The sequence below is a fragment of the Streptomyces sp. NPDC051561 genome (assembly GCF_044454195.1).
Taxonomy (GTDB): Bacteria; Actinomycetota; Actinomycetes; order Streptomycetales; family Streptomycetaceae; genus Streptomyces.
Window position 1 is genome coordinate 137391 of the sequence record NZ_JBITDM010000019.1, and the last position, 25833, is coordinate 163223.

Below are 25833 nucleotides of genomic sequence, written 5' to 3' on the forward strand. Positions count from 1 at the left end.
ACCCGCCTACCCGAAGAAATTCCGTACGTGCTCCAGGCCGTCGACCAGCGCGTCGACCTCACCCGGCGTGGAGTACAGATAGAAAGACGCTCGCGTGGTCGCGGGAATTCCGTACCGCAGGCAGACCGGGCGTGCGCAGTGGTGGCCGACCCGGACCGCGATGCCCTCCTCGTCGAGGACCTGGCCCACGTCGTGCGGGTGGATGTCGCCGAGCGTGAAGGAGATCGCGGCGCCGCGGTCCTCGGCCGTCGCCGGGCCGATGATCCGCAGGTCGGGGACTTCGAGCAGCCGCTTGACCGCGTACTCGGTGATGGCGTGCTCGTGGCGCGCGATGTTCTCCATGCCGATCGCCGAGAGGTAGTCCACGGCCGCACCGAGGCCGACGGCCTGGGCGATCGGGGGCGTACCCGCCTCGAACTTGTGCGGCGCCGGGGCGTACGTCGAGGAGTGCATCGACACGGTCTCGATCATCTCGCCACCGCCGAGGAACGGCGGCAGGTCCTCAAGCAGCTCCTGGCGGCCCCAGAGCACACCGATGCCCGTCGGGCCGACCATCTTGTGGCCGGTGAAGGCCACGAAGTCGGCCTGGAGGGCCTGCACGTCCAGCACCATGTGCGGCGCGGCCTGCGAGGCGTCGATGCAGACCATCGCGCCGACCTGCTGGGCGCGGCGGACGATCGTCTCGACCGGGTTGACCGTGCCGAGCAGGTTGGAGACCAGCGTGAAGGAGACGATCTTCGTCTTCTCGGTGATGATCTCGTCGATGTTCGACAGGTCGAGGCGGCCGTCGTCGGTGAGACCGAACCACTTCAGCTTCGCGCCGGTGCGCTGCGAGAGCAGCTGCCACGGGACGATGTTGGAGTGGTGCTCCATCTCGGTGATGACGATCTCGGTGTCACGGTCCACGCGGTAGGGCTCATCGGCCCAGCCGAGCATGTTGGCGACGAGGTTGAGCGACTCCGAGGCGTTCTTGGTGAAGATGACCTCGTCGCGGCTCGGCGCGTTGATGAAGGCCGCGACCTTGTCGCGAGCGCCCTCGTACAGCGCCGTGGCCTCCTCGGCGACCGTGTACACACCGCGGTGCACATTGGCGTTGTGCCGCTCGTAGTACTCGTTGAGTGCGTCGAGCACCTGGCGCGGCTTCTGGGAGGTCGCGGCGGAGTCCAGGTAAACGATCTTCTTGTCCCCGTGGACGATGCGGTCCAGCAGGGGGAAGTCCTTGCGGATCGCATCCGTGTCGAGGAGGCCCGGCAGGTGTGTCACGCGGCTGCGCCACCCTTCGTGTACTTCTCGTAGCCCTCGGCCTCAAGCTGGTCGGCGAGCTCGGGGCCGCCGGACTCGACGATCTTGCCCGCCGAGAAGACGTGCACGAAGTCGGGCTTGATGTAGCGCAGGATGCGCGTGTAGTGCGTGATCAGCAGGGTGCCGACCTCGCCGGTCTCGCGGACGCGGTTGACGCCGTCGGACACCTGACGCAGGGCGTCGACGTCCAGACCGGAGTCGGTCTCGTCGAGGATGGCGATCTTCGGCTTCATGAGCTCCATCTGGAGGATCTCGTGACGCTTCTTCTCACCACCGGAGAAGCCCTCGTTGACGTTGCGCTCGGCGAAGGACGGGTCCATCTGGAGCTGCTCCATCGCGGACTTGACCTCCTTCACCCAGGTACGCAGCTTGGGGGCCTCGCCGCGCAGCGCGGTGGCCGAGGTACGCAGGAAGTTGGACACCGAGACGCCGGGAACCTCGACCGGGTACTGCATGGCCAGGAACATGCCGGCGCGGGCGCGCTCGTCGACGGACATCTCCAGGACGTCCTCGCCGTCGAGCGTGACGGTGCCGCTGGTGATCGTGTACTTGGGGTGACCCGCGATCGAGTAAGCGAGGGTGGACTTGCCGGAGCCGTTGGGGCCCATGATGGCGTGGGTCTCGCCCTGCTTCACGGTCAGGTCGACGCCCTTGAGGATCTCCTTGGTGCCGTTCTCGACATCGACGGAGACGTGCAGGTCGCGGATTTCAAGCGTTGCCATGGGGTACTCAGGACTCCTGGGTGACGGAGACGAGCACATCGTCCCCTTCGATCTTTACGGGGTAAACGGGGACGGGGCGCGTCGCGGGAAGACCGGACGGCTTGCCGGTACGGAGGTCGAAGCTGGAGCCGTGCAACCAGCACTCGATCGCACAGTCCTCCACCTCCCCCTCCGACAGCGAGACGTTCGCGTGCGAGCAGATGTCGTTGATCGCGAAGACTTCGCCCTCGGTGTGGACGAGCGACACCGGCGTGCCGTCGACCTCGACCCGCTTGGGGGTGTCGGTCTCCAGCTCGCTCAGCGCGGCCACCTTCACGAACGCCATCAGACGGAAGCCTCCAGCTCCTCGTCGATCTTCGCGAGCAGGCGCTCCTCGACGTCGTCGACGCCGATCTGCTGGACCAGCTCGGCGAAGAAGCCGCGAACGACCAGACGACGGGCCTCACCCTCGGGGATGCCGCGCGACTGGAGATAGAAGAGCTGCTCGTCGTCGAAGCGGCCGGTCGCCGAGGCGTGGCCCGCTCCGGCGATCTCGCCGGTCTCGATCTCCAGGTTGGGGACCGAGTCGACGCGCGCGCCGTCGGTCAGCACCAGGTTGCGGTTCATCTCGTACGAGTCGGTGCCCTCGGCGGCTGCCTGGATCAGGACGTCGCCGATCCATACGGCGTGCGCGTCCTGGCCCTGGAGCGCGCCCTTGTAGGCCACGTTCGACTTGCAGTGCGGGACGTTGTGGTCGACCAGGAGGCGGTGCTCCTGGTGCTGCCCCTGGTCGGTGAAGTACAGGCCGAACAGCTCGGCGGAGCCGCCCGTTCCGGTGTACTCGACGCGGGGGTGCAGGCGGACCACGTCGCCGCCGAAGGTGACGACGACCGACTTGAAGGAGGCGTCGCGGCCGACCAGCGCGTTGTGCTGGGCGACGTGGACGGCCTTGTCGTCCCAGTCCTGGACGGAGACCACGGTCAGCTTGGCGCCGTCGCCGAGGAGGTAGTCCACATTGGCCGCGAAGGTGGCGTCGCCGGTGTGGTCGATGACCACGACGGCCTCGGCGAAGGCGCCGAGCTCGACGACCTGGTGGCCGTACGCCGTGCCGCCCTCGCCGTGCACCGAGATGCGGATCGGCTCGGTCAGGACCTGCTCCTTGGGCACCGAGACGACCGAGGCCTTCTCGAAGGAGGAGTACGCCTGGGCCGCGACCCGGTCCACCGGGGTGGCCTTGCCGAGGCGGGCGTCGTCACGGTCCACCGTCTCGACGGTGACGCCCTCGGGGGCCTCGACCTGGACGGTGAGGACGCCGCCGGCCTCGGCGGTGCCGTCGTGCAGACCGCGCAGACGGGCGAGCGGGGTGAACCGCCACTCCTCCTCGCGGCCGTGCGGCACCGGGAAGTCCGCCACGTCGAAGGACGGCGGCGCACTCATGCGGGTGGCGACGGTGGACTCCGCCGCGACCGCGATGGAACCGGCGGTGGTGGAGCCCACCGGGATGTTCTGAGCCTCAGCCATGGCTGTCGTAGCGCTCTCTCTCTGGATCAAGAAGTCGGTTGCTGCTAACAGGGCGTTCGGTCAGCCGACCGAACCCTCCATCTGCAGCTCGATCAGCCGGTTGAGCTCCAGGGCGTACTCCATCGGGAGCTCCTTGGCGATCGGCTCGACGAAGCCGCGCACGATCATCGCCATCGCCTCGAACTCGGTCATGCCACGGCTCATCAGGTAGAAGAGCTGGTCCTCGGAGACCTTGGAGACGGTCGCCTCGTGGCCCATGGACACGTCGTCCTCGCGGACGTCCACATAGGGGTAGGTGTCCGAGCGGGAGATGGTGTCGACGAGCAGCGCGTCGCAGAGCACGTTGGACTTGGAGCCCGGTGCGCCCTCGCCGATCTCGATGAGACCGCGGTAGGACGTACGGCCGCCGCCACGCGCCACGGACTTCGACACGATGTTGGACGACGTGTTCGGCGCCATGTGCACCATCTTGGCGCCGGCGTCCTGGTGCTGGCCCTCGCCCGCGAAGGCGATGGAAAGGGTCTCGCCCTTGGCGTGCTCGCCCATCAGGTAGACGGCCGGGTACTTCATGGTGACCTTGGAGCCGATGTTGCCGTCGACCCACTCCATGGTCGCGCCCTCGTACGCCACGGCGCGCTTGGTGACCAGGTTGTAGACGTTGTTCGACCAGTTCTGGATCGTCGTGTAGCGGCAGCGGCCGCCCTTCTTCACGATGATCTCGACCACGGCGGAGTGCAGCGAGTCCGAGGAGTAGATCGGCGCGGTGCAGCCCTCGACGTAGTGGACGTAGGCGTCCTCGTCGACGATGATCAGCGTCCGCTCGAACTGGCCCATGTTCTCCGTGTTGATACGGAAGTAGGCCTGGAGCGGGATCTCGACGTGCACGCCCTTCGGCACGTAGATGAACGAACCGCCGGACCACACGGCCGAGTTCAGCGACGCGAACTTGTTGTCGCCGACCGGGATGACGGTGCCGAAGTACTCCTGGAAGAGCTCCGGGTGCTCCTTCAGCGCGGTGTCGGTGTCCATGAAGATGACACCCTGCGCCTCCAGCTCCTCGTTGATCTGGTGGTAGACGACCTCGGACTCGTACTGGGCCGCGACGCCCGCCACCAGGCGCTGCTTCTCCGCCTCCGGGATGCCGAGCTTGTCGTACGTGTTCTTGATGTCCTCGGGCAGGTCCTCCCACGACTGGGCCTGCTTCTCCGTGGACCGCACGAAGTACTTGATGTTGTCGAAGTCGATGCCGGAGAGGTCGGAGCCCCAGTTGGGCATGGGCTTCTTACCGAAGAGCTTCAGGCCCTTGAGACGCAGCTTCAGCATCCACTCGGGCTCGTTCTTCTTCGCCGAGATGTCGCGGACGACAGCCTCGGACAGGCCTCGCTTGGCTGCCGCGCCGGCAACGTCGGGGTCGGCCCAGCCGAATTCGTACGTACCCAGGCCCTCAAGTTCGGGGTGGGCAGTCTCCTCGATAGGGAGAGTCATGCGGGGTTCCTCCCGGCCGTGCTTGCTGATGCTGAATGACTGGTCTGGCTGGTGCTGGTGTGACTGGTACTGAGGTCACTGGTGCTGGTGTGACTGGTCTTCGGGATGTACGTCGTGCAGACCCCGTCGCCGTGGGCGATGGTGGCCAGCCGCTGGACATGGGTCCCGAGCAGTGCGGAGAAGACCTCGGTCTCCGCCTCGCAGAGCTGCGGGAACTGTTCGGCGACGTGGGCGACAGGGCAGTGGTGCTGGCACAGCTGCTCTCCGACCGGTGCGCTTCGCGCCGTAGCAGCGTACCCGTCGGCGCTCAGGGCCCTTGCCAGAGCCTCGGTGCGCTGCTCTGGGGGTGCTGCCTCGACGGCCTCGCGGTAGGCCTCGGCCTGGGCGGCGATACGGGCGCGGGCGAACGCGGTGACGGCCGCCTCCCCCTGCTCCCCGCCGCCGGCCGCCCTGGAGATCCAGGTGAGCGCGTCGGCCGCGAGCTTGTCGTAGGACTGGTCGAAGGCGTCCCGGCCGCAGTCGGTGAGCGCGAAGACCTTGGCGGGCCTGCCGCGCGTACGGGCGCCGTAGACGCGCTGCTCCTTCGCCTCGACCACCTCGTCCCCGGCCAGGGCGTCGAGGTGGCGGCGCACTGCGGCCTGGGTGAGGCCGAGGCGCTTCGCCAGATCGGCGACCGTGGACGGGCCGTGGTCCAGGATGGAGCGCGCGACCCGGTTGCGGGTGGACCGCTCACCGGTTGCCGCGTCCTCTTGCGGGACCTCGCCAACGTATTTCACAACGCCATTGTTGCGTAATTCCTCAGAGCCTGACAACCCGGGCCGGGAATCAAGATCGGTGCACTGCGTCACTTAGGCATACCTAAGCTGACCTGCGGAAACGATCACTGGCGGGAAACCCGGAGGCGCCGCCGGGCCCGCTGCGGGAGACTCCACGACCATGCCGACAACGCCCTCCCGGTCCCCTTTGTGCACCCGCGACTCCCTCGCCGCCGACCTGCGTGACCTGGGCGTACGCCCCGGCGAAACCCTCCTGGTGCATTCCTCGCTCAGCTCGCTGGGGCTGGTCTGCGGCGGGCGGGTCGCCGTCGTCGAGGCGCTGCTGGACGCGCTCGGACCGGCGGGAACCCTGGCCGTCCCCGCACACTCGGGCCAGTACTCGGATCCCGCCGGGTGGCAGCACCCGCCGGTGCCCGAGCAGTGGTGGCCGAGAATCCGGGCCGCCATGCCGGTGTACGACCCGGCGACCGCTCCGTCCCGGGGCATCGGGGTGATTCCCGAGGCGGTACGCACCTGGCCCGGCGCCCTGCGCAGCGCCCATCCGCAGACTTCCTTCGCGGCGATCGGCCCGGGCGCGTCGGCCCTCACCGAGGGGCACGCCCCGGACTGCCGGCTCGGTGAGCGCAGCCCGCTGGCCCGGCTGGAGGAGGCGGGGGCGCGGGTGCTGCTGCTCGGCGCGGGCTTCGGCTCCTGCACCGCCTTCCACCTGGCCGAGTACCGCACCTCCTCGCCGCTGGTCGACAACTCCTTCCCGGCCATGACACCGCAGGGGCGGACGTGGCTGACGGTGCGGGACACCTCGATCAGCGACGAGGGCTTCGAGGAGCTGGGGGCCGCGTACGAGAAGGAGTGTGCGGTCGTACGGGGAGGGGTGGGCGGCGCACGGGCCCTGCTGTTCCCGCTGGCCGAGGCGGTGGCGTACGCCGAGGGGTGGCTGCCGCTCCACCGGCCCCGGAGCTGACGGACGCCGGGGCCGGGACCCGACGGGCGCCGCGGGCGGGGCCGTCTCACCCGGCGCGGGCCGCTCCGCCCACGTACCAGTTGAGCCCGCCCACCAGCAGCCCGCCGCCCACGATGTTCCCCGGCACCGTGAACACCAGGTTCCGCAGGAGTTCGCCGGGCGCGGCGAAGCCCTCGAAGAGGCCGAGGGCGTACAGCGCCATGTCCGCGACGCAGTGCTCGAAGCCCGCCGCGACGAACACCAGCACCGGCAGCCACAGCACCAGGATCTTGGCGACCTCGCCGCGCATCCGGAAGTACATCCACACCCCGAGGCAGACCAGCAGGTTGCACAGCACGGCCCGCCAGAAGAGCTGCCCGCCGTCGAGGGCGTTCTTGGCCGTCAGCATCTCGTGCAGCATCGCGCGGGCGGCCGGCGCGGCGCTCACCCCGGAGGCGTGCGCCATGGCGGCCAGACCGAGGGCGCCGAGCAGATTGCCGACGAGGCACAGCGCCCAGGTGCCGACCAGCGCCCGCCGTCCCGTCCGGCCGGTGAACGCTCCCACCAGCATCACCAGCACATTGGAGGTGAACAGCTGCGCTCCCGTGCACATCACCAGCGTCAGCGCGATCGGGAACACCGCGCCCTCCACCAGCCGCACCCACGGCGAGCCCGCCGCGGCCAGCGGCGAGACGGCGGTCAGCAGCAGCACCTCGCCGACCGCGATGTACGCGCCGGCCAGCAGCGCGGAGACCAGGTAGCCGGAGGGTCGTCCCAGCCCGTGCGCCTTGTGCACGGCCTGCCGGGCGGTCTCCTCGACGTTCTCCGCGATGCTGATCACCTTGTTGACGCTACGACCGTCCCTGGCCCCTTCCTGACCGGAAAAGTCACCTGCCGCAAGGCCTCCGGCCCCTGCCCGACCGGGACCTCCGCCCCCTGCCCGGCCCGCCCGGGCCGCCGCCTAGACTCGCTCCCATGTCACACGAGCCCGTCGTCCAGGTCACCGGCCTGGTCAAGCGGTACGGATCCAGGACCGCGGTGGACGGCCTCGATCTGACCGTCGCCGCAGGCACCGTCACCGCAGTCCTCGGCCCCAACGGCGCCGGCAAGACCACCACCGTCGAGACCTGCGAGGGCTACCGGAAGCCGGACGCCGGCACCGTACGTGTCCTGGGCCTCGACCCGATCGCGGACGCGGCGAAGCTGCGCCCCCGCATCGGCGTGATGCTCCAGTCCGGAGGCGTCTACTCCGGGGCACGGGCCGACGAGATGCTGCGCCACATGGCCAAGCTGCACGCCCACCCGCTGGACGTGGACGCCCTCATCGACCGCCTGGGGCTCGCCAGTTGCGGCCGTACGGCCTACCGCAGGCTGTCCGGCGGACAGCAGCAGCGGCTCGCACTCGCGATGGCCGTGGTCGGCCGCCCCGAGCTGGTCTTCCTGGACGAGCCGACCGCGGGCCTGGACCCGCACGCCCGCCGCTCCACCTGGGACCTGGTCCGGGAACTGCGCACCGACGGGGTGAGCGTCATTCTCACCACCCACTTCATGGACGAGGCCGAACAGCTCGCCGACGACGTCGTCATCGTCGACTCCGGCAAGGTCATCGCCCAGGGCGCCCCCGCCGGCCTCTGCCGGGGCGGCGCCGAGAACACCCTGCGCTTCACCGGCCGCCCCGGCCTGGACCTGGCGTCCCTCCTCAAGGCGCTGCCCGCCGACACCGTCGCCGAGGAGCTGATCCCCGGGACGTACCGCATCGGCGGAAAGATCGACCCACAGCTGCTCGCCACCGTCACCTCCTGGTGCGCCCAGCACGGCGTGATGCCGGACGGCATCTCGGTCGAGCGCCGCACCCTCGAAGACGTCTTCCTTGAGCTGACCGGTAAGGATCTGCGCCCGTGAGTACTTACGCCCCGAAGCCGGGAGCGGCGCCGCTCGGCCGGATGATCGGTGCGCAGACCGCGCTCGAAACGAGGATGCTGCTGCGCAACGGCGAGCAGTTGCTGCTCACCGTGATCATCCCGGCGCTGCTGCTGGTCCTCTTCTCGGCCGTCGACATCATCACCGTGCCTGTGTCACCGAACGGAACAGGCAAGTCCGTCGACTTCCTCGCCCCCGGCGTCCTCGCCCTCGCCGTGATGTCCACCGCCTTCACCGGCCAGGCCATCGCGACCGGTTTCGAGCGGCGGTACGGAGTACTCAAGCGGCTCGGCACCTCGCCGCTGCCCCGCTGGGCGCTGATGACCGCGAAGACCCTGTCGGTGCTGGTCACCGAGGTGTTGCAGGTGGTGCTGCTGACCGCGATCGCCCTCGGTCTCGGCTGGTCGCCGCAGGGCAGCCCGTTCTCGGTGCTGCTCCTGCTGGTCCTCGGCACGGCGGCCTTCTCCGGGCTCGGGCTGCTGATGGCGGGCACCCTCAAGGCGGAGGCGACACTCGCCGCCGCGAACCTGGTGTTCCTGCTGCTGCTGGTCGGCGGCGGCGTCATCGTGCCGCTGGAGAAGTTCCCGGACGCGGTCCAGTCGGTCCTGGGTCTGCTGCCGATCTCGGCGCTCTCCGACGGGTTGCGCGACGTGCTCCAGCACGGTGCCTCGATGCCTTGGGGGAATCTCGGGATCCTCGCGGTGTGGGCCGTCCTGGGCCTCGGCGCGGCGGCGAGGTTCTTCCGCTGGGAGTAACTCCCCCCGGCCCCTGACCAGCAAAGGGGGCCAACTGGGAGTGACATCACAGGCCGCCGCCACCCCCCTCGTGAAATCCTGCACAAGCGTCCGCCTACGATGGTTGCCGTGTTGACACCCCTCGCTCTCATCGCCCAGCGATGGACTCCGACCCCCCGCGCCCTGCGGCGCGCCGCGCTCACGGCCGTCGTGATGAGCGTCTTCATCATCGTGACCGGCGGCGCGGTCCGGCTGACGGGCTCCGGCCTCGGCTGCGACACCTGGCCCAAGTGCACCAGCGACAGCCTGTTCGTGACGCCCGAACAGGGCTTCCACGGATTCGTCGAGTTCGGCAACCGGATGCTGACGTACGTGCTGTGCGCGGCCGTTGGTCTGGCGATCATCGCCGTACGGTCGGTGAAGCCGCGCCGGATCGGGCTGACCCGCCTCGCCTGGTCCATGTTCTGGCTCGTGATGTGCAACGCCGTCATCGGTGGCATCACGGTGTGGATGGGCCTCAACCCCTGGACCGTGGCGGGCCACTTCCTCCTCGCCAACGTCCTGCTGACCATCGCGACCGTGGTCTGGGTGCGCACCGGCGAGGGCGACGCCCCGCCGAAGCCGCGGGTTCCCGGTCCGGTCCGCAAACTGGCGCTGGCGACCGCCGCCGTCACGGTGGTCCTGATCGTCCTCGGCACCTCGGTGACCGGTTCGGGCAAGCACGCGGGCGACAAGAGCGAAGTACCGCGGATGCCGTGGGACTGGACCGCCGCCGCTCATCTGCACGCCATCGCCGCCTGGGTGGTCTGCGCGCTGGCGATCGCGATGTGGCTGGTGCTGCGGATGGTCGACGCCCCCGACGACACCAAGGCGCGCGCCCGCGACCTGCTGCTGGTGCTGCTGGCACAGGGCGGTATCGGTTACGTCCAGTACTTCACCGGCGTGCCGGAGATCCTGGTCGGCCTGCACATGCTCGGCTCGGCGTTCCTGTGGATCGCGGTGGTCCGGCTCGTCCTCAGCCTGCGCGAGCGGGCCGTGGAGAGCGTGGAGATCCCCGCCCAGTCCGACACCTCGGTCTCCGCGGGAGTCTGAACCCGCTCGGCCCGCGCGGGAGTCAGAACCCGCGCGGAAGTCCGAAACCCGCGGGGAGCCTGAGCCCGCGGGAAGTCCGAGCCCGCGGGAAGTCCGGACCCCGCCGCCTCCCACGTACCCTCAGCCGGTCTCCGCGCCGGCCCCGGCGAGACGGTAGACGCGGCGGGCGTTGCCCGCCGCGATCAGCCCCGCCACCCGTTCGGCGTCCGCCTTGGACCACGCCCCGTCGGCCACCCAGCCGCCGAGCACCCGGCCCAGCGCCGCCCGGAACACCTGCGCCCCCACCACATGCAGCTCGGGCAGGCCGCGTGCCCCGCTGGAGAACAGCAGCTTCCCGAACGGCACCGACTCCAGCACCTCCGCCAGTACGTCCGGCGCCCGCGCCCCGGTGTGTGCCAGCGCGGGCCCCAGGTCGGCGTACACATGCGGGAAGACGCTCGCCAGATGGGCCGCGTGCCGGTGGTACGGATAGCCGTGCAGCAGCACCAGATCGGCGCCGAGCCCCACGCTGGACGCCGCGAACTCGCTCAACTGCTCCGGCTCCCCCGCCACATGCAGCTGGATCGGCAGCCCGCAGCTCACCGCACTCCAGAGCAGATGCCGCAGCAGTACCGGATCGGTCAGCCGGCCCCCCGCCCTGCGTCCGGCCAGCCACCGCCCCGCCGCCCCGCGCACCTCTCCGGGGCCCGGTGGATGCGCGGCGAGCGCCAGCCCGTGCCGTACCCCCGCGACCGACGTGAACGCCACCGCCGTCGAGGTCGCCGAGTGCATCGCCTCGCCCAGATTGGCGAGGAACTGCTCCGCGGTCCCCGAGGTGTCGGCGATCTGCTCGGCCAGCAGCTCCAGCCGTACGATCTCCCGCGCCTCCGCGTCCCCGGCCGCCGCCAGCTCGACCGGTCCCATCAGGTCGCCCGGGATCCCGGTGTCGACCAGATAGGTGGCGATCCCGGTGCCGCGCAGCAGCAGCCGTCCGGCCGCCGGGCCGCCCAGTTCCCGGCGCCTGGCCAGGTACCGGGCGGGCGGGCAGTGCGGCTCCAGGCCCAGCAGCGGCGGGCACCAGCGGCGTACCGCGAAGCCGGTCTGGGTGTCGAAGAAGGTGGTGCCGGGCGCGGGCGGCGCGGGAGTGCGGCCGAGGTGGGCCTCGAAGGTGCCGAGGCCCAGCTCGGTGCGGAGCACCCCGTGGCAGTACTGGTCCACCAGGGACGACGGGGTGACGAACATGCGGGCTCCCTGCGTGGACGTGACGCTTCCACAGGGCCTAACGGGTGAGCCCGCCCGCCGGGCACGGCTGCCCGCTCCCGGTGCCTGCTACTGACCGGCCGTACGCGACGGCTTCTGCGCGCCGCCGCCGATCTGGATCCCGGCCATCCGCTTCCACTCGTACGGGCCGGTCTCGACCTTGGCCGCGAAGTCCCCGTCGAAGTCCTCGTGGACGGTGATCCCGGCCTTCTCGGTGGCGGCCTTCGCCACGTCGTACGTCGGGGCCACCAGATCGCCCCAGGCGCCGTCGTCGCCGACCAGGACGATCCGGGTGCCGCGCTGCCCGATGTAGGCGAGCTGGCCCTCGGCGCCGCCGTGCTGCCCGGCGAAGGTGCTGATCTGCTTGGCGAGCTTGACCGTCCTGCGCTCGGCCGACTTCACGGCGCCCGAACCACTGGCGACCGGGGCGCCCGCGACCTGCTCTGCCTGCTTGGTGTCTGCCATGAGCAGGATGCTACCGACGAGTAGCCCAATGCGCGACGGGCGGGACACGTGGCCTTGACCACGTGTCCCGCCCGTCGGGCGACATACCGACCGCTAGCGCAGGAAGGGGTCCACGGCGACCGCCACGAAGAGCAGCGACACATAGGTGATCGACCAGTGGAACAGCCGCATCTCCTTGAGCTTGGCGCCCGTGACCTCGGCCTTGGCCCGGTTCTGCAGGCCGTGCGCCTCCCAGAGCCACCAGCCGCCGGTGACGGCCGCGACCGCGGTGTAGAACCAGCCCGTGTAGCCGAGCGGCTGGAGCAGCAGCGAGACGGCGACCATCACCCAGCTGTAGAGCACGATCTGCTTGGCGACCGCCTTGTTGCCGGCCACCACCGGCAGCATGGGCACACCCGCGCGGGCGTAGTCGTCCTTGACCTTCATCGACAGCGGCCAGTAGTGCGGCGGCGTCCAGAAGAAGATGACCAGGAAGAGGATCAGCGCGGCCCACGAGAGGGAGTTGGTCACCGAGGACCAGCCGATCAGGACCGGCAGGCATCCCGCGATGCCGCCCCAGACGATGTTCTGCGCGGTGCGGCGCTTCAGGATCATCGTGTAGACGACGACGTAGAAGAGCAGTGCGCCCAGCGAGAGCGCGGCGGACAGCCAGTTGACCAGCAGTCCGAACCAGAGCGTGGAGATCACCGCGAGCGAGATGCCGAAGACGAGGCACTCGGCCGGGCTGACCATCCCGGTGACCAGCGGACGCTGCGACGTGCGGTCCATCAGCGCGTCGATGTCGCGGTCGATGTACATGTTCAGCGCATTCGCGCCACCGGCGGAGAGATAGCCGCCGAAGCAGGTCACCAGCACCAGCCACAGATCGGGGACACCCTGCTCCGCCAGGAACATCACCGGAACGGTGGTGATCAGCAGAAGCTCGATGATCCTCGGCTTGGTCAGCGCCACAAACGCCTTGACCCGTGCTCCGAACGGCCGATGGCCCCCCGGGCTGGGAGTCGAAGCGACCCCTGCGGGTCGGGACTCGACGGCCGTCACGCACACCCCTGACAGAGAATTCCTGAAGCAAGCCCCTGCGGGCGTGAAGGCCCGGTAAAGACTTGCGCGTACCACGCCACTCTAGACGTTGCCCATACGTCGCCCTTCGTCGGGGTGCCCCGTGTTGAGCCGACCGGGGAGTGGCGAGGGAGCGCACCCGGTGTGCGCACGGGTGAGGAGTAGTGTCCGGATGTATACGGAAATGCGTTCGCCTGGAGTACGCCGACGGGCGGACTCACCACCCCGCCCGCACTCTTGGTGCATGTGCCTTTTCAAGGGCCCCCATTTACCGGGCGGTCCACGTCGCGGGAGTCCGGGTGGAGTCGAAATTTCGCACGTTCCTACGGGGGTAGGCTCGACAGCGCCCCGGTGCGGCGAATAGTCACCGGGCCCTAAATCATTGTGGAGAGGAGCCCTGACCCAGGGTGAGCACCAAGCCGACCACCACAGACCTTGAGTGGACCGAATTGGACCAGCGGGCCGTAGACACCGCCCGCGTTCTGGCCGCGGATGCCGTACAGAAGGTCGGCAACGGCCATCCGGGTACGGCGATGAGCCTGGCACCGGCCGCCTACACCCTCTTCCAGAAGGTGATGCGGCACGACCCGGCGGACGCCGAGTGGACGGGCCGCGACCGCTTCGTCCTTTCCGCGGGCCACTCGTCCCTCACGCTCTACATCCAGCTGTACCTGGCCGGATTCGGCCTGGAACTGGACGACCTCAAGGCGTTCCGCACCTGGGGCTCCAAGACGCCGGGCCACCCGGAGTACGGGCACACCACCGGTGTCGAGACCACCACCGGCCCGCTGGGCCAGGGTGTCGCCAACGCGGTGGGCATGGCGATGGCCGCCCGCTACGAGCGCGGTCTGTTCGACCCGGAGACCGCCCAGGGCGAGTCGCCGTTCGACCACTTCGTCTACGCCATCGCCGGTGACGGCTGCCTCCAGGAGGGCATCTCCGCGGAGGCGTCCTCGATGGCCGGGCACCAGAAGCTCGGCAACCTGGTCCTGCTGTGGGACGACAACCACATCTCGATCGAGGGCGACACGGAGACGGCGATCTCCGAGGACACCCTGAAGCGGTACGAGGCGTACGGCTGGCACGTCCAGCGCGTGGCTGCCAAGCCGGACGGCGACCTGGACCCGGAGGCGCTGTACAACGCCATCGAGGCAGCGAAGGCCGTCACCGACAAGCCGTCGTTCATCGCGATGCGCTCGATCATCGCCTGGCCCGCGCCGAACGCGCAGAACACCGAGGCCGCGCACGGCTCGGCGCTCGGCGACGACGAGGTCGCGGCCACCAAGCGCGTCCTGGGCTTCGACCCGGAGCAGACCTTCGAGGTCTCCGAGACGGTCATCGCGCACACCCGCGCCGCCCTGGACCGCGGCCGCGAGGCCAAGGCCGAGTGGGAGAAGGGCTTCGCCGCCTGGCGCACCGCGAACGCGGAGCGCGCCGCCGAGTTCGACCGCATCGCCGCGGGCGAGCTGCCCGCCGGCTGGGAGGACAAGCTCCCGGTCTTCGAGACCGGCAAGGGTGTCGCCACCCGCGCCGCCTCCGGCAAGGTCCTCCAGGCGCTCGGCGCGGTCATCCCGGAGCTGTGGGGCGGCTCGGCCGACCTCGCGGGCTCCAACAACACAACGATCGACAAGACCTCGTCGTTCCTCCCGGAGGGCAACCCGCTCCCCGAGGCGGACCCGTACGGCCGCACCATTCACTTCGGCATCCGCGAGCACTCGATGGCCGCCGAGATGAACGGCATCGCGCTGCACGGCAACACCCGTATCTACGGCGGCACCTTCCTGGTGTTCTCCGACTACATGCGCAACGCGGTGCGCCTGTCCGCGCTGATGCACCTGCCGGTGACGTACGTCTGGACGCACGACTCCGTCGGTCTCGGCGAGGACGGCCCGACCCACCAGCCGGTCGAGCACATCGCCGCACTGCGCGCCATCCCGGGCCTGAACGTGGTCCGCCCGGCGGACGCCAACGAGACGGCCATCGCCTGGCGCGAGGTGCTCAAGCGCTACACGAAGGTCTTCGGCAAGGGCGCTCCGCACGGCCTGGTGCTGACCCGTCAGGGCGTGCCGACGTACGACGCCAACGAGGACGCGGCCAAGGGCGGCTACGTGCTGTTCGAGGCGCAGGCGGCCAATGGCGAGTCCGCGGAGGCCCAGGTCGTGCTGATCGGCACCGGCTCCGAGGTCCAGCTCGCCGTCGAGGCGCGCGAGGCGCTGCAGGCCGAGGGCGTTCCGACGCGGGTCGTCTCGATGCCGTGTGTGGAGTGGTTCGAGGAGCAGGAGCAGGGGTACCGGGACAGCGTCCTGCCCCCGTCCGTCAAGGCGCGGGTCGCGGTCGAGGCCGGTATCGGCCTGACCTGGCACCGCTTCGTGGGCGACGCGGGCCGGATCGTCTCGCTGGAGCACTTCGGTGCCTCGGCGGACGGCAAGGTCCTCTTCAAGGAGTTCGGTTTCACCGGCGAGGCAGTCGCTGCCGCCGCCAAGGAATCGATCAACGCCGCTCAGCGCTGACGCCCGTACAACTACTGAGGAGATGCAGAACTCATGACAGACGCACTCAAGCGCCTCTCCGACGAGGGCGTGGCGATCTGGCTCGACGACCTGTCGCGCAAGCGGATCACCTCCGGCAACCTCGCCGAGCTGATCGACCAGCAGCACGTCGTGGGCGTCACCACCAACCCCTCGATCTTCCAGAAGGCGATCTCGCAGGGCGACGGCTACGACGTCCAGCTGACCGACCTGGCGGCCCGTGAGGTCACCGTCGAAGAGGCCATCCGCATGATCACGACGGCGGACGTGAGGGACGCCGCCGACATCCTGCGCCCGGTCTTCGACGCGACGGACGGCCAGGACGGCCGGGTCTCCATCGAGGTCGACCCGCGCCTGGCGCACAACACCCGCGCCACGGTCGCCGAGGCCAAGCAGCTCGCCTGGCTGGTGGACCGCCCCAACACGCTCATCAAGATCCCGGCGACCGAGGCCGGCATCCCGGCGATCACCGAGGTCATCGGCCTGGGCATCAGCGTCAACGTCACGCTGATCTTCTCGCTGGAACGCTACCGCCTCGTCATGGACGCCTACCTGGCGGGCCTGGAGAAGGCGAAGGCCGCGGGCCTGGACCTCTCCAAGATCCACTCGGTGGCCTCCTTCTTCGTGTCCCGGGTGGACACCGAGATCGACAAGCGCCTCGACGCGCTGGGCACGGACGAGGCCAAGGCGCTCAAGGGCAAGGCCGCGCTGGCCAACGCCCGTCTCGCCTACGAGGCGTTCGAGGAGGTCTTCTCCTCCGACCGCTGGGCGGCCCTGGACAAGGCGCAGGCCAACAAGCAGCGTCCGCTGTGGGCCTCGACCGGTGTCAAGGACCCGTCGTACAAGGACACGCTCTACGTCGACGACCTCGTCGCGCCCGGCACGGTGAACACCATGCCGGAGGCGACCCTGGAGGCCACCGCCGACCACGGGCAGATCACCGGCAACACCATCGCCGGGACCTACGAGCAGGCGCGCGCCGACCTCGACGCGGTCGAGAAGCTCGGCATCGCGTACGACGACGTCGTGGGTCTCCTTGAGACCGAGGGCGTCGACAAGTTCGAGGACGCCTGGAACGACCTGCTCAAGTCGACCGAGGCGGAGCTCAAGCGCCTCGCACCTGCGAAGGGCTGACCACTTGTCCAGCAGCAATCCGCTGCGTGACGCACAGGATCGACGGCTCCCGCGTATCGCGGGGCCGTCGGGCCTGGTCATTTTCGGCGTCACGGGCGATTTGTCCCGTAAAAAGTTGATGCCCGCGGTGTACGACCTGGCCAATCGCGGCCTGTTGCCGCCGGGCTTCTCGCTCATCGGTTTCGCCCGCCGCGACTGGGAGAACGAAGACTTCGCGCAGGTGGTGCACGACGCCGTCAAGGAGCACGCGCGCACCGAGTTCCGCGAGGAGGTCTGGCAGCAGCTCATCCAGGGGATGCGCTTCGTCCAGGGCGACTTCGACGACGACGACGCGTTCGAGACGCTGAAGTCGACGATCCAGGAGCTCGACCAGGCGCAGGGCACCGGCGGCAACTTCGCCTTCTACCTCTCGGTCCCGCCGAAGTTCTTCCCCAAGGTCGTCCAGCAGCTCAAGAAGCACGGACTGGCCGACCAGAAGGAGAACTCCTGGCGGCGCGCCGTCATCGAGAAGCCCTTCGGGCACGACCTGGCCTCCGCGCAGGAGCTCAACCGGATCGTGCACGAGGTCTTCCCGCCGAACGAGGTCTTCCGTATCGACCACTACCTGGGGAAGGAGACGGTCCAGAACATCCTGGCGCTGCGTTTCGCCAACCAGATGTTCGAGCCGATCTGGAACCGGAGTTACGTCGACCACGTACAGATCACCATGGCCGAGGACATCGGCATCGGTGGCCGGGCCGGGTACTACGACGGCATCGGCGCCGCCCGTGACGTCATCCAGAACCACCTCCTCCAGCTGCTCGCGCTGACCGCGATGGAGGAGCCCGCCTCCTTCGACGCGGACGCGCTGGTCGCGGAGAAGACCAAGGCGCTGGGTGCGGTCAAGATCCCCAAGGATCTGGGCCGGGACACCGTGCGCGGGCAGTACGCGTCGGGCTGGCAGGGCGGCGCGAAGGCGGTCGGCTACCTCCAGGAGGAGGGCATCGACCCCCACTCCAAGACCGACACCTACGCGGCGGTCAAGCTGGAGATCGACAACCGCCGCTGGGCGGGCGTCCCGTTCTACCTCCGTACCGGAAAGCGGCTCGGCCGCCGGGTCACGGAGATCGCGGTGGTCTTCCAGCGCGCCCCGCACTCCCCCTTCGACCACACCGCCACCGAGGAACTCGGGCAGAACGCGATCGTCATCCGCGTCCAGCCGGACGAGGGAATCACCGTGCGGTTCGGCTCCAAGGTGCCCGGCACCTCGATGGAGATCCGGGACGTGTCGATGGACTTCGCGTACGGCGAGTCCTTCACGGAGTCCAGCCCCGAGGCGTACGAACGGCTCATCCTGGACGTCCTGCTGGGCGACGCCAACCTCTTCCCCCGCCTGGAGGAGGTCGAGCAGTCCTGGCGGATCCTCGACCCGATCGAGGAGTACTGGGACAAGCACGGCAAGCCCGCGCAGTACCCGTCAGGTACCTGGGGCCCCGACGAGGCGAACGACATGCTCGCACGAGACGGACGGAGCTGGCGCCGGCCATGAGGATCGACCTGACGGACACCACGTCCAGCAAGATCAACAAGGCACTTGTGCAGGGACGGCGGGCCATCGGCACGCCGGCCGTGGGCATGGTGCTGACCCTCGTCATCGTCACCGACGAGGAGAACGCGTACGACGCCCTCAAGGCGGCGAACGAGGCATCGCGCGAGCACCCCTCGCGCAAGCTCATCGTCGTCAAGCGGCCCTCGCGTTCGCCGCGCGACCGCTCCAAGGCACGCCTGGACGCCGAAGTGCGGCTCGGTGCGGACGCGGGCAGCGGCGAGACGGTGGTACTGCGGCTGTACGGCGAGGTCATCAACCACGCCCAGTCGGTGGTCCTGCCCCTGCTGCTCCCGGACGCCCCGACCGTCGTCTGGTGGCCGGTGAACGGTCCCGTGGACCCGGCCAAGGACCCCCTGGGTGCCCTCGGCCAGCGCCGGGTGACCGACACCTACGCCGCCGAGCAGCCGATCCACGAGCTGACGGCACGCAGCGAGAACTACACGCCGGGCGACACGGACCTGTCCTGGGCCCGCATCACCCCGTGGCGCTCGATGCTGGCCGCGGCCCTGGACCAGCTGCCCACCAAGGTCTCCTCGGTCGAGGTGGAGGGCGAGGAGTTCAACCCGAGCTGCGAGCTGCTGGCCATGTGGCTGGCGGACCGTCTCGGGGTGCCGGTGAAGCGCACGCTCTCCTCCGGTCCCGGTCTCACGGCCGTACGGATGGAGACGGCGGACGGCCCGGTCGTGCTGGACCGGGCGGACGGCTCGCTGGCCACGCTGTGCATGTACGGGCAGCCGGACCGGGCGGTCGCGCTCAAGCGCCGCGAGACGTCGGAGCTCCTTGCCGAGGAGCTGCGCCGGCTCGACCCGGACGACACCTACGCCTCCGCGCTGAAGTACGGCGTGGACCGGCTGGGCGCGGTGGTGGGCAAGGCGGAGGCGGAGGCCTCCGCCACGGGTGAGGGCAAGGAGTCCGGGGCCGCTGCTCCGGACGATGCCCCCGCCAAGAAGGCCGCCCCCGCGAAGAAGGCCGCTCCCGCCAAGAAGGCGGCCTCCAAGTGATGAGCAGCGCACCGCAGTTGGTGGTCCACCGGGACAAGGAGCTGATGGCCCAGGCCGCGGCGGCCCGGCTGATCACCAAGGTGGTCGACGCCCAGGCGGCCCGCGGCCGGGCGTCGGTGGTCCTCACCGGTGGCCGCAACGGCAACGGTCTGCTGGCCGCGCTGGCCACCTCCCCGGCCCGGGACGCGATCGACTGGTCGCGGCTCGACCTGTGGTGGGGTGACGAGCGTTTCGTCCCCCGGGACGACCCGGAGCGCAACTACACCCAGGCGAGGGAGGCCCTGCTGGACTCCGTCCCGCTGGACCCGGCCCGGGTGCACGCGATGCCGGCGTCCGACGAGGGGTACGAGGACGCGGACTCGGCGGCGGCGGCGTACGCGCAGGAGCTGGCACGGGCCGCGGGTCCCGAGGACCACGGCCCGGTCCCCACCTTCGACGTCCTGATGCTGGGCGTAGGCCCCGACACCCATGTCGCCTCGCTCTTCCCCGGGCACCCGGCGGTACGGGAGACCGAGCGGACGGTGGTCGGCGTCCACGGAGCCCCCAAGCCTCCGCCCACCCGGGTCTCCCTCACCCTTCCGGCGATCCGGGCGGCGCGTGAGGTGTGGTTGCTCGCGGCCGGCGAGGACAAGGCGAAGGCGGCGGCCATCGCGCTTTCGGGGCCGGGCGAGGTGCAGGCTCCGGCGTCCGGGGCGTACGGGCGTGCGCGCACCTTGTGGCTGCTGGATGCGGCGGCGGCGTCTCAGTTGCCGCGGGCGCTGTATCCGCCGGCCTCGGCCTGATTGCTCCAGGCGCGCGAGTTCGTGCGGCGGCCCGGCGGTTCCCCTGGGAGGGGGGCGGCCGGGCCGTGGTGTTTCGCGGGGATCGTTGGTTCTGGGCGCGCAGTTCCCCGCCCCTGGAGGGGCGGGGATGAGGGGGATTACCCGGCTCGCTCCAGGAAGGGGGTGAGGAGGCCGGGGACGGCTTCTTCGGCGAAGTTCAGGCCTTTGGTGGTTCCTGCGTCGTAGGCGGAATAGGCCCCTGTGCCGGCGGCTGTGGTGGCCGTGACGGTGATCAGTTGGGCCCGGCGTTGGAACACCGACTGCTTCACGGTGAAGCCGATCACTCCGTCCCGCCGCAGCGCCACCGTCGCCCGGCGCACCGTCCCGGACCGTACGACCAGGTACTGCCCCGAAATCCCGTGCCCCAGCGACCGGTAGGCGTCCACCGCCAGTACCGGGGCCACCGGCAGCAGTGCCACTGCGAGCGCCCCGGCGATGTACAGCAGTACGTCCGTCAGCAGCACCCCGAGCACCACCAGCACCACGAGCGGCAGCAGGACCGCGGTCAGCGACCACCGCAGCCGCCGGCCCCGGGCCGCGACCGGGTGCGGGCTGAGGCGCGCCGCCGCAGTCGGCGAGACCCTCTCGCGCAGCACACGGGCCGCCACCTCGTCCGCCAGCGCCTTCGGCACCGCCGGGATCAGCGTCTTGTGGTCGGTCTTGGAATCGGCTTCGCCCTCCGCGAGGCCGGTCGCCACCGCATCGACGCGGGCCGCGCCCGACAGCCGTACGCCCAGCGGTTCGACCACCTCCACGCCGCGCAGCCTGCGCTCCTCGATGGAGATCGACCGGGAGGTGAACAGTCCGCGCTGGACCCGCAGGGTGCCGCCGGGTTCGCGGTCCAGCCGGTAGTTCCACCACATCTCGACGAACAGGCCGAGCGAGCCGATGACCCCCGCGACCAGCAGCACCACCGCGATGGTCGCGATCATCCAGACCACGGAGACCTCGCTGAACAGGTCACCGACCCACTGGATGACCCCCATCTGCATCCCGAACCACTCGCTGACCTGCATCACCGCACCGCCCGCCGCAAGGCCCAGCACGGGGGCGGCGACGGACAGCGGCGCGTACCGGATCCAGCCGGGGTCCACGGTGGCGAGCCTGCCGTCCGGGTGCTCCCCGTCGGCGGCGGCGGCCCTGGTGAGGAGTTCGCGGCGCAGCCGGTCGGCCTCCAGGCGGGTCACCGGGTTGAGCGTCAGGGTGGACGCGGTGGAGGCGCCGTTGTGCTCGCCGGTGCCGATGCGCACCTTGACCAGGCCGAGGACCCGTAGCAGGGGGTGGGCGGTGAGGTCGACGCTGCGGATGCGTTCGCGGGCCAACGAGCGCCGCTTCACCAGCAGCAGCCCGGTGTGCAGCTCCGCCCGTTCGTCGCCGATCCGGTACCGGGTGTACCGCCACCGTATGTATTCGGCGCCGGCGCTTCCACCGATCAGCAGCACCGCCCCCAGCAGCACCCAGCCGAGCGCCGCCCAGAACCCGAAGGGAACCGTGAGGACGATGAGCGCGGGCACGCTGCCGCTGACGACGATGCCGCCCATGATCAGCGCGGCGACGAGAACGGCCCGCCGGTCGAGCTGCTGCCACTCCCCCACGCCCACGTCCCTCACACCATCGTCCCCCGCACCGACGTCCCGCGCGCCGGCACCGCCCCCGCCGTCACTCATGTCGCGTCCCCCGGCGTGGCCCCGGTGATCTGCGTCAGCTGCTCGGCGAGCTCGGCGGCCATCTCGTGGTCCAGGCCCTCGATCTTCACCGCGCCCTTGGCGGAAGCGGTGGTGACGGCCACGCTGGAGAGGCCGAAGAGCTGCTGGAGCGGGCCGCGCACGGTGTCCACGGTCTGGATCCGGGACATCGGCGCGATCCGCCACTCCTGCCAGAAGAACCCGGTACGGACGTAGACCGCCGAGTCGGTGACCTCCCAGCGGTGCACCCGGTACCACCACAGCGGCAGCAGGAAGGAGATCAGCAGCCCCGGCACCGCGATCACCACGGCGGGCAGCAGCAGCCAGAACCTGGCCGGCGGGATGAGAATGCCGAGGAGGACGAGGACGAGGACGGGCGGTACGAACAGTGTCAGCCACTGCGTCTGCCACCAGCGCACCGACCGCCGGTCGAGCTCGTTGTTCGGCGGCCTCAGCCGCACACTCGACGTCCCCGTCACCCGTTACCCCTCGCCTTGATCAGCCCCCGGTCTCAACGACCGCGCAGCGTACGGTACTTGGCGACCAAGGCCGCAGTCGAACTGTCGAGCTGGTCACCACCCTCGCCCTTGGTGAGCACCGGCTCGATCTTCTTCGCGAGAACCTTGCCCAGCTCAACGCCCCACTGGTCGAAGGAGTCGATGTTCCAGATCGCGCCCTGGACGAAGACCTTGTGCTCGTACAGCGCGATCAACTGGCCGAGCACGGACGGCGTCAGCTCGTCGCTGAGGATCGTGGTGGTGGGGTGGTTGCCGCGGAAGGTCTTGTGCGGCACCAGCTCCTCCGCGACGCCCTCGGCCCTTACCTCTTCGGGGGTCTTGCCGAACGCGAGCGCCTGCGTCTGGGCGAAGAAGTTCGCCATCAGCAGGTCGTGCTGGTCCTTCAGGCCCGGCAGCAGGTCCCCGACCGGGCGGGCGAAGCCGATGAAGTCGGCCGGGATGACCTTGGTGCCCTGGTGCAGCAACTGGTAGTACGCGTGCTGTCCGTTGGTGCCCGGGGTGCCCCAGACGACCGGTCCGGTCTGCCAGTCGACCGGGTTGCCGTCGCGGTCCACGGACTTGCCGTTGGACTCCATGTCGAGCTGCTGGAGGTAGGCGGTGAACTTCGACAGGTAGTGGCTGTACGGGAGGACCGCGTGGGCCTGCGCGTCGAAGAAGGAGCCGTACCAGACGCCCAGGAGACCGAGCAGCAGCGGCGCGTTCTCCTCGGGGGGCGCGGTGCGGAAGTGCTCGTCGATCCGGTGGAAGCCGTCGAGCATCTCGCGGAACCCGTCCGGGCCGATCGCGATCATCAGCGAGAGGCCGATGGCCGAGTCGAAGGAATAGCGGCCGCCGACCCAGTCCCAGAACTCGAACATGTTGGCCGTGTCGATGCCGAAGTCGGCGACCTTCCCGGCGTTGGTGGAGAGCGCCACGAAGTGCTTGGCGACGGCGGACTCGTCCGCGCGCAGCTCGGTCAGCAGCCAGTTGCGGGCCGACGTGGCGTTGGTGATGGTCTCGATGGTGGTGAAGGTCTTGGAGGCGACGATGAAGAGGGTCTCCTCCGCGTCCAGGTCGCGGACCGCTTCGTGCAGGTCGGCGCCGTCCACGTTGGAGACGAACCGGAAGTCCAGGTCGCGTCGGGTGAAGGAGCGCAGCACCTCGTACGCCATGGCGGGGCCGAGGTCGGAGCCGCCGATGCCGATGTTCACGACCGTCTTGATGCGCTTGCCGGTGTGGCCGGTCCACTCGCCGGAGCGGACCTTGTCGGAGAAGGCGGCCATCTTGTCGAGGACGGCGTGCACCGCCGGGACCACGTTCTCGCCGTCGACCTCGACGACCGCTCCGCGCGGTGCGCGCAGCGCGGTGTGCAGGACGGCGCGGTCCTCGGTGGTGTTGATCTTCTCGCCGCGGAACATGGCGTCGCGCAGTTCGGCGACCCCGGTGGCGGCGGCCAGCTCGCGCAGCAGCCCCAGCGTCTCGTCGGTGAGCAGGTGCTTGGAGTAGTCGAGGTGCAGGTCGCCGGCCTGGAGGGTGTAGCCGCTGCCGCGTGCCGGGTCGGCGGCGAACAGCTCGCGCAGATGGGTCTCGCCCAACTGCTCGCGGTGCTTGCCCAGGGCCGCCCATTCGGGAAGCCGGTTCAGCCTCGGGCCGCCGCTCGCGCCGGTCGAGCCGCTCTTCGAATCCATCGCGTTCATCTCGGACATCAGCCCACTTCTACTCGTATCCGCATGCATCCCCCGCTGCCTCCCCCAACTTAATTGATCAGGGGTACGAGTGCCGCAACGGACAGCGCGAACAGACCGGCGGCCATCAGCATCGGGGTGTTGAGCCCCCAGGCGGAGGCCACCAGACCGCCGAGCAGCGCCCCGAGCGGGGCGCCGGCGATGGCCAGGGTGCGGAAGGCGGCGCTCATCCGGCCGAGCATCCTGGACGGGGCGCGCTCCTGCATCAGCGTCACCTCGTTGGCGTTCCATACCAGGCCCATCAGTCCGAAGACGGCGAGCGCCACCACCGTCATCCACAGCTCCCTGACCAGCCCCATGGCGAGCAGACAGCCCGTCTGCACGGCCCCGGCGAGGAACACGCACCGTATGCGGCCCAGGAGACGCGCGAGCCTCCCGGCCACCAGCCCCCCGGCCAGGCTGCCCACCCCGTACGCGGTGATGCCCGCGACGTACCCCGCCCGGCCGGCGTCCAGCCATCCGGTGATGTGCAGCACCAGCATCGCGATCAGGGCCCCGACACCGACGTTGCACAGCGCGGCGGAGACGCACAGGCCGCGCAGCGACCGGTCCGCCCAGAGCGCCTTCAGCCCCTCCGCCATGTCCCGGCGCAGGGTCGCCCCCTCGGCCCTGGGCTCCCGTTCCGGGGGCGGGGTGCGCAGCGAGATGATCAGCACCGCCGCGAGTGCGTAGGTGGCCGCGTCGACCGCGTACGGCACCGAGGGGCCCCACAGCATCAGCAGCGGCACCAGGGGTGCGGCCAGGAAGGTGCCAGCGATGATCTGTCCGGTCATCAGCCGGGCGTTGGCGGTGCCCAGTGCGGGGGCCGGTACCAGGGACGGCAGGAGGGCCGTGGCCGCGTTGTCGAAGAGGGTCTGGAGGGTGGTGAGGGCGAAGGCCACCGCGAGCAGCAGGGCGATCGGTGCCTGTCCCAGGGCGACGGCCACCGCGAAGGCGGCCATCAGCAGCCCCCGAACCAGATCGACCGCCCACATCGCCCGCCGCTGGTCCACCCGGTCCGCGACCGCGCCGCCCACCAGCCCGAACAGCAGCCAGGGCAGGAAGCCGCAGGCGGTGACCAGCGAGATCAGCACCGGGTCGGAGGTCAGCGAGGCGGCGAGCAGCGGCATCGCGGCGCTGCGCAGCGAGTCCCCGAACTTGGAGATCACGGCAGCCGTGAACAGCCGCCCGTAGCCTCCGCGCCAGGTGGGCGCCCGGACCGCGTCCGCCGTCACCTCCGTCACAACTACCCCCACCCGAAAGCCTGTTCCGATCTTTCGAGAACAGTAGGGGACGGCTCTGACAATCGCTCCGACCAGCGAAAACGGAGAGGTGGGGGGGGGGGGGGGGGGGGGGGGGCGGGGGGGGCGGCCGCCCCCGCGGGGGGGGGGGGGGGGCCCAAAAGCCACCAAAAAACAGAAGCCAAACACAAAAGAACCGACACAAAAAAAAAAACCCCCCCACACACCCCCCCCCCCCACCCCCCCCCCCCCCCCCCCGGGCCCCCGCCCCCCCCCCCGCGGGGGGGCGGGGGGCCCCCCGTCGTACATGCACAGCGGAACTCAGACGTTGAAGCCCAGCGCCCGCAGCTGCTCGCGGCCGTCGTCGGTGATCTTGTCCG

23 protein-coding genes are annotated in these 25833 nt (G+C 70.0%); 9 read left to right on the forward strand and 14 right to left on the reverse strand.

Annotation, left to right across the window (positions count from 1 at the left end; genetic code table 11):
• Positions 1-6: 6 nt before the first annotated feature.
• From ACIA73_RS31935 to ACIA73_RS31960, 6 genes are read right to left on the reverse strand one after another with little or no spacing between them, the layout of a single operon-like run.
• Positions 7-1263 carry a cysteine desulfurase gene (locus ACIA73_RS31935; RefSeq protein ID WP_399442356.1) on the reverse strand — a complete coding sequence of 419 codons (1257 nt, stop codon included), beginning with the start codon at positions 1261-1263 and terminating at the stop codon, positions 7-9.
• Complete coding sequence (gene sufC / locus ACIA73_RS31940) at positions 1260-2024, reverse strand: Fe-S cluster assembly ATPase SufC (RefSeq protein WP_189821525.1); 765 nt, start codon at positions 2022-2024, stop codon at positions 1260-1262. Before sufC ends, ACIA73_RS31935 begins: the two co-directional genes overlap by 4 nt.
• 7 nt (positions 2025-2031) lie before the next feature.
• Positions 2032-2349, reverse strand: a complete 318-nt coding sequence (locus ACIA73_RS31945; protein WP_399442357.1) for a non-heme iron oxygenase ferredoxin subunit — start codon at positions 2347-2349, stop codon at positions 2032-2034.
• Positions 2349-3524: a Fe-S cluster assembly protein SufD gene (gene sufD, locus ACIA73_RS31950; protein ID WP_399442358.1), complete on the reverse strand. Its 1176-nt coding sequence runs from the start codon at positions 3522-3524 to the stop codon at positions 2349-2351. Before sufD ends, ACIA73_RS31945 begins: the two co-directional genes overlap by 1 nt.
• 60 nt (positions 3525-3584) lie before the next feature.
• Positions 3585-5009 carry a Fe-S cluster assembly protein SufB gene (gene sufB / locus ACIA73_RS31955; RefSeq protein WP_399442359.1) on the reverse strand — a complete coding sequence of 475 codons (1425 nt, stop codon included), beginning with the start codon at positions 5007-5009 and terminating at the stop codon, positions 3585-3587.
• A complete protein-coding gene (locus ACIA73_RS31960) occupies positions 5006-5785 on the reverse strand; it encodes a helix-turn-helix transcriptional regulator (RefSeq protein WP_399442360.1) in 780 nt (259 codons plus the stop codon). The genes sufB and ACIA73_RS31960 overlap by 4 nt, the downstream gene beginning before the upstream one ends.
• A gap of 160 nt (positions 5786-5945) precedes the next feature.
• Here ACIA73_RS31960 and ACIA73_RS31965 point away from each other — a divergent pair, with 160 nt between their 5' ends.
• Complete coding sequence (locus tag ACIA73_RS31965; protein ID WP_399442361.1) at positions 5946-6746, forward strand: aminoglycoside N(3)-acetyltransferase; 801 nt, start codon at positions 5946-5948, stop codon at positions 6744-6746.
• 46 nt (positions 6747-6792) lie between these two features.
• Here ACIA73_RS31965 and ACIA73_RS31970 read toward each other — a convergent pair whose 3' ends face one another.
• A complete protein-coding gene (locus ACIA73_RS31970) occupies positions 6793-7566 on the reverse strand; it encodes a formate/nitrite transporter family protein (protein WP_399442362.1) in 774 nt (257 codons plus the stop codon).
• A gap of 134 nt (positions 7567-7700) precedes the next feature.
• On the opposite strand from ACIA73_RS31970, the gene ACIA73_RS31975 reads away from it, so the two are divergent.
• The 3 genes from ACIA73_RS31975 to ACIA73_RS31985 all read left to right on the forward strand — a co-directional run bounded on the left by ACIA73_RS31975 (position 7701) and on the right by ACIA73_RS31985 (position 10471).
• Entirely contained in the window at positions 7701-8627 is a 927-nt protein-coding gene (locus tag ACIA73_RS31975) for an ABC transporter ATP-binding protein (protein WP_399442363.1), read from the forward strand.
• 41 nt (positions 8628-8668) lie between these two features.
• Positions 8669-9400 carry an ABC transporter permease gene (locus ACIA73_RS31980; protein ID WP_399442382.1) on the forward strand — a complete coding sequence of 244 codons (732 nt, stop codon included), beginning with the start codon at positions 8669-8671 and terminating at the stop codon, positions 9398-9400.
• A gap of 99 nt (positions 9401-9499) precedes the next feature.
• The gene (locus tag ACIA73_RS31985; protein WP_399442364.1) at positions 9500-10471 is read left to right on the forward strand and encodes a heme A synthase; all 972 of its coding nucleotides are present in this window, start codon (positions 9500-9502) and stop codon (positions 10469-10471) included.
• A 120-nt stretch (positions 10472-10591) separates the two neighbouring features.
• On the opposite strand, the gene ACIA73_RS31990 is transcribed toward ACIA73_RS31985, so the two are convergent.
• The 3 genes from ACIA73_RS31990 to ACIA73_RS32000 form a co-directional block, all read right to left on the reverse strand.
• A complete protein-coding gene (locus tag ACIA73_RS31990; protein WP_399442365.1) occupies positions 10592-11692 on the reverse strand; it encodes an amidohydrolase family protein in 1101 nt (366 codons plus the stop codon).
• Positions 11693-11779: 87 nt separating this feature from the next.
• Positions 11780-12175, reverse strand: coding sequence for a hypothetical protein (locus ACIA73_RS31995; protein WP_399442366.1), 396 nt, complete (start codon positions 12173-12175; stop codon positions 11780-11782).
• A 93-nt stretch (positions 12176-12268) separates the two neighbouring features.
• Complete coding sequence (locus ACIA73_RS32000; RefSeq protein ID WP_399442367.1) at positions 12269-13222, reverse strand: heme o synthase; 954 nt, start codon at positions 13220-13222, stop codon at positions 12269-12271.
• 419 nt (positions 13223-13641) lie between these two features.
• On the opposite strand from ACIA73_RS32000, the gene tkt reads away from it, so the two are divergent.
• The 5 genes from tkt to pgl are packed head-to-tail and all read left to right on the forward strand — an operon-like array spanning position 13642 to position 20267.
• Positions 13642-15744: a transketolase gene (gene tkt, locus ACIA73_RS32005; RefSeq protein ID WP_399442368.1), complete on the forward strand. Its 2103-nt coding sequence runs from the start codon at positions 13642-13644 to the stop codon at positions 15742-15744.
• Between the two features lie 33 nt (positions 15745-15777).
• On the forward strand, positions 15778-16896 hold the full coding sequence (gene tal, locus ACIA73_RS32010; protein ID WP_399442369.1) for a transaldolase: 1119 nt from the start codon (positions 15778-15780) through the stop codon (positions 16894-16896).
• A 4-nt stretch (positions 16897-16900) separates the two neighbouring features.
• Complete coding sequence (gene zwf, locus ACIA73_RS32015; protein WP_399442370.1) at positions 16901-18424, forward strand: glucose-6-phosphate dehydrogenase; 1524 nt, start codon at positions 16901-16903, stop codon at positions 18422-18424.
• The gene (gene opcA / locus ACIA73_RS32020) at positions 18421-19485 is read left to right on the forward strand and encodes a glucose-6-phosphate dehydrogenase assembly protein OpcA (protein ID WP_399442371.1); all 1065 of its coding nucleotides are present in this window, start codon (positions 18421-18423) and stop codon (positions 19483-19485) included. The genes zwf and opcA overlap by 4 nt, the downstream gene beginning before the upstream one ends.
• Positions 19485-20267, forward strand: a complete 783-nt coding sequence (gene pgl, locus ACIA73_RS32025; protein ID WP_399442372.1) for a 6-phosphogluconolactonase — start codon at positions 19485-19487, stop codon at positions 20265-20267. The genes opcA and pgl overlap by 1 nt, the downstream gene beginning before the upstream one ends.
• A gap of 137 nt (positions 20268-20404) precedes the next feature.
• Here pgl and ACIA73_RS32030 read toward each other — a convergent pair whose 3' ends face one another.
• From ACIA73_RS32030 to ACIA73_RS32045, 4 genes are read right to left on the reverse strand one after another with little or no spacing between them, the layout of a single operon-like run.
• On the reverse strand, positions 20405-21973 hold the full coding sequence (locus tag ACIA73_RS32030) for a PH domain-containing protein (RefSeq protein ID WP_399442373.1): 1569 nt from the start codon (positions 21971-21973) through the stop codon (positions 20405-20407).
• Positions 21970-22470, reverse strand: coding sequence for a PH domain-containing protein (locus tag ACIA73_RS32035; RefSeq protein ID WP_399442375.1), 501 nt, complete (start codon positions 22468-22470; stop codon positions 21970-21972). The genes ACIA73_RS32030 and ACIA73_RS32035 overlap by 4 nt, the downstream gene beginning before the upstream one ends.
• A 32-nt stretch (positions 22471-22502) precedes the next feature.
• Positions 22503-24185: a glucose-6-phosphate isomerase gene (gene pgi / locus ACIA73_RS32040; protein ID WP_399442383.1), complete on the reverse strand. Its 1683-nt coding sequence runs from the start codon at positions 24183-24185 to the stop codon at positions 22503-22505.
• Positions 24186-24244: 59 nt separating this feature from the next.
• On the reverse strand, positions 24245-25456 hold the full coding sequence (locus tag ACIA73_RS32045; protein ID WP_399442376.1) for an MFS transporter: 1212 nt from the start codon (positions 25454-25456) through the stop codon (positions 24245-24247).
• Positions 25457-25833 lie beyond the last annotated feature (377 nt).

Bases quoted from the DNA above. Each gene is read 5' to 3' on its own strand.
- sufC (WP_189821525.1), bottom strand. From the start codon at position 2,024: ATGGCAACGCTTGAAATCCGCGACCTGCACGTCTCCGTCGATGTCGAG.
- ACIA73_RS31945 (WP_399442357.1), bottom strand. From the start codon at position 2,349: ATGGCGTTCGTGAAGGTGGCCGCGCTGAGCGAGCTGGAGACCGACACC.
- sufD (WP_399442358.1), bottom strand. From the start codon at position 3,524: ATGGCTGAGGCTCAGAACATCCCGGTGGGCTCCACCACCGCCGGTTCC.
- sufB (WP_399442359.1), bottom strand. From the start codon at position 5,009: ATGACTCTCCCTATCGAGGAGACTGCCCACCCCGAACTTGAGGGCCTG.
- ACIA73_RS31965 (WP_399442361.1), top strand. From the start codon at position 5,946: ATGCCGACAACGCCCTCCCGGTCCCCTTTGTGCACCCGCGACTCCCTC.
- ACIA73_RS31975 (WP_399442363.1), top strand. From the start codon at position 7,701: ATGTCACACGAGCCCGTCGTCCAGGTCACCGGCCTGGTCAAGCGGTAC.
- ACIA73_RS31980 (WP_399442382.1), top strand. From the start codon at position 8,669: ATGATCGGTGCGCAGACCGCGCTCGAAACGAGGATGCTGCTGCGCAAC.
- ACIA73_RS31985 (WP_399442364.1), top strand. From the start codon at position 9,500: ATGGTTGCCGTGTTGACACCCCTCGCTCTCATCGCCCAGCGATGGACT.
- ACIA73_RS31990 (WP_399442365.1), bottom strand. From the start codon at position 11,692: ATGTTCGTCACCCCGTCGTCCCTGGTGGACCAGTACTGCCACGGGGTG.
- ACIA73_RS31995 (WP_399442366.1), bottom strand. From the start codon at position 12,175: ATGGCAGACACCAAGCAGGCAGAGCAGGTCGCGGGCGCCCCGGTCGCC.
- tal (WP_399442369.1), top strand. From the start codon at position 15,778: ATGACAGACGCACTCAAGCGCCTCTCCGACGAGGGCGTGGCGATCTGG.
- opcA (WP_399442371.1), top strand. From the start codon at position 18,421: ATGAGGATCGACCTGACGGACACCACGTCCAGCAAGATCAACAAGGCA.
- pgl (WP_399442372.1), top strand. From the start codon at position 19,485: ATGAGCAGCGCACCGCAGTTGGTGGTCCACCGGGACAAGGAGCTGATG.
- ACIA73_RS32030 (WP_399442373.1), bottom strand. From the start codon at position 21,973: ATGAGTGACGGCGGGGGCGGTGCCGGCGCGCGGGACGTCGGTGCGGGG.
- pgi (WP_399442383.1), bottom strand. From the start codon at position 24,185: ATGAACGCGATGGATTCGAAGAGCGGCTCGACCGGCGCGAGCGGCGGC.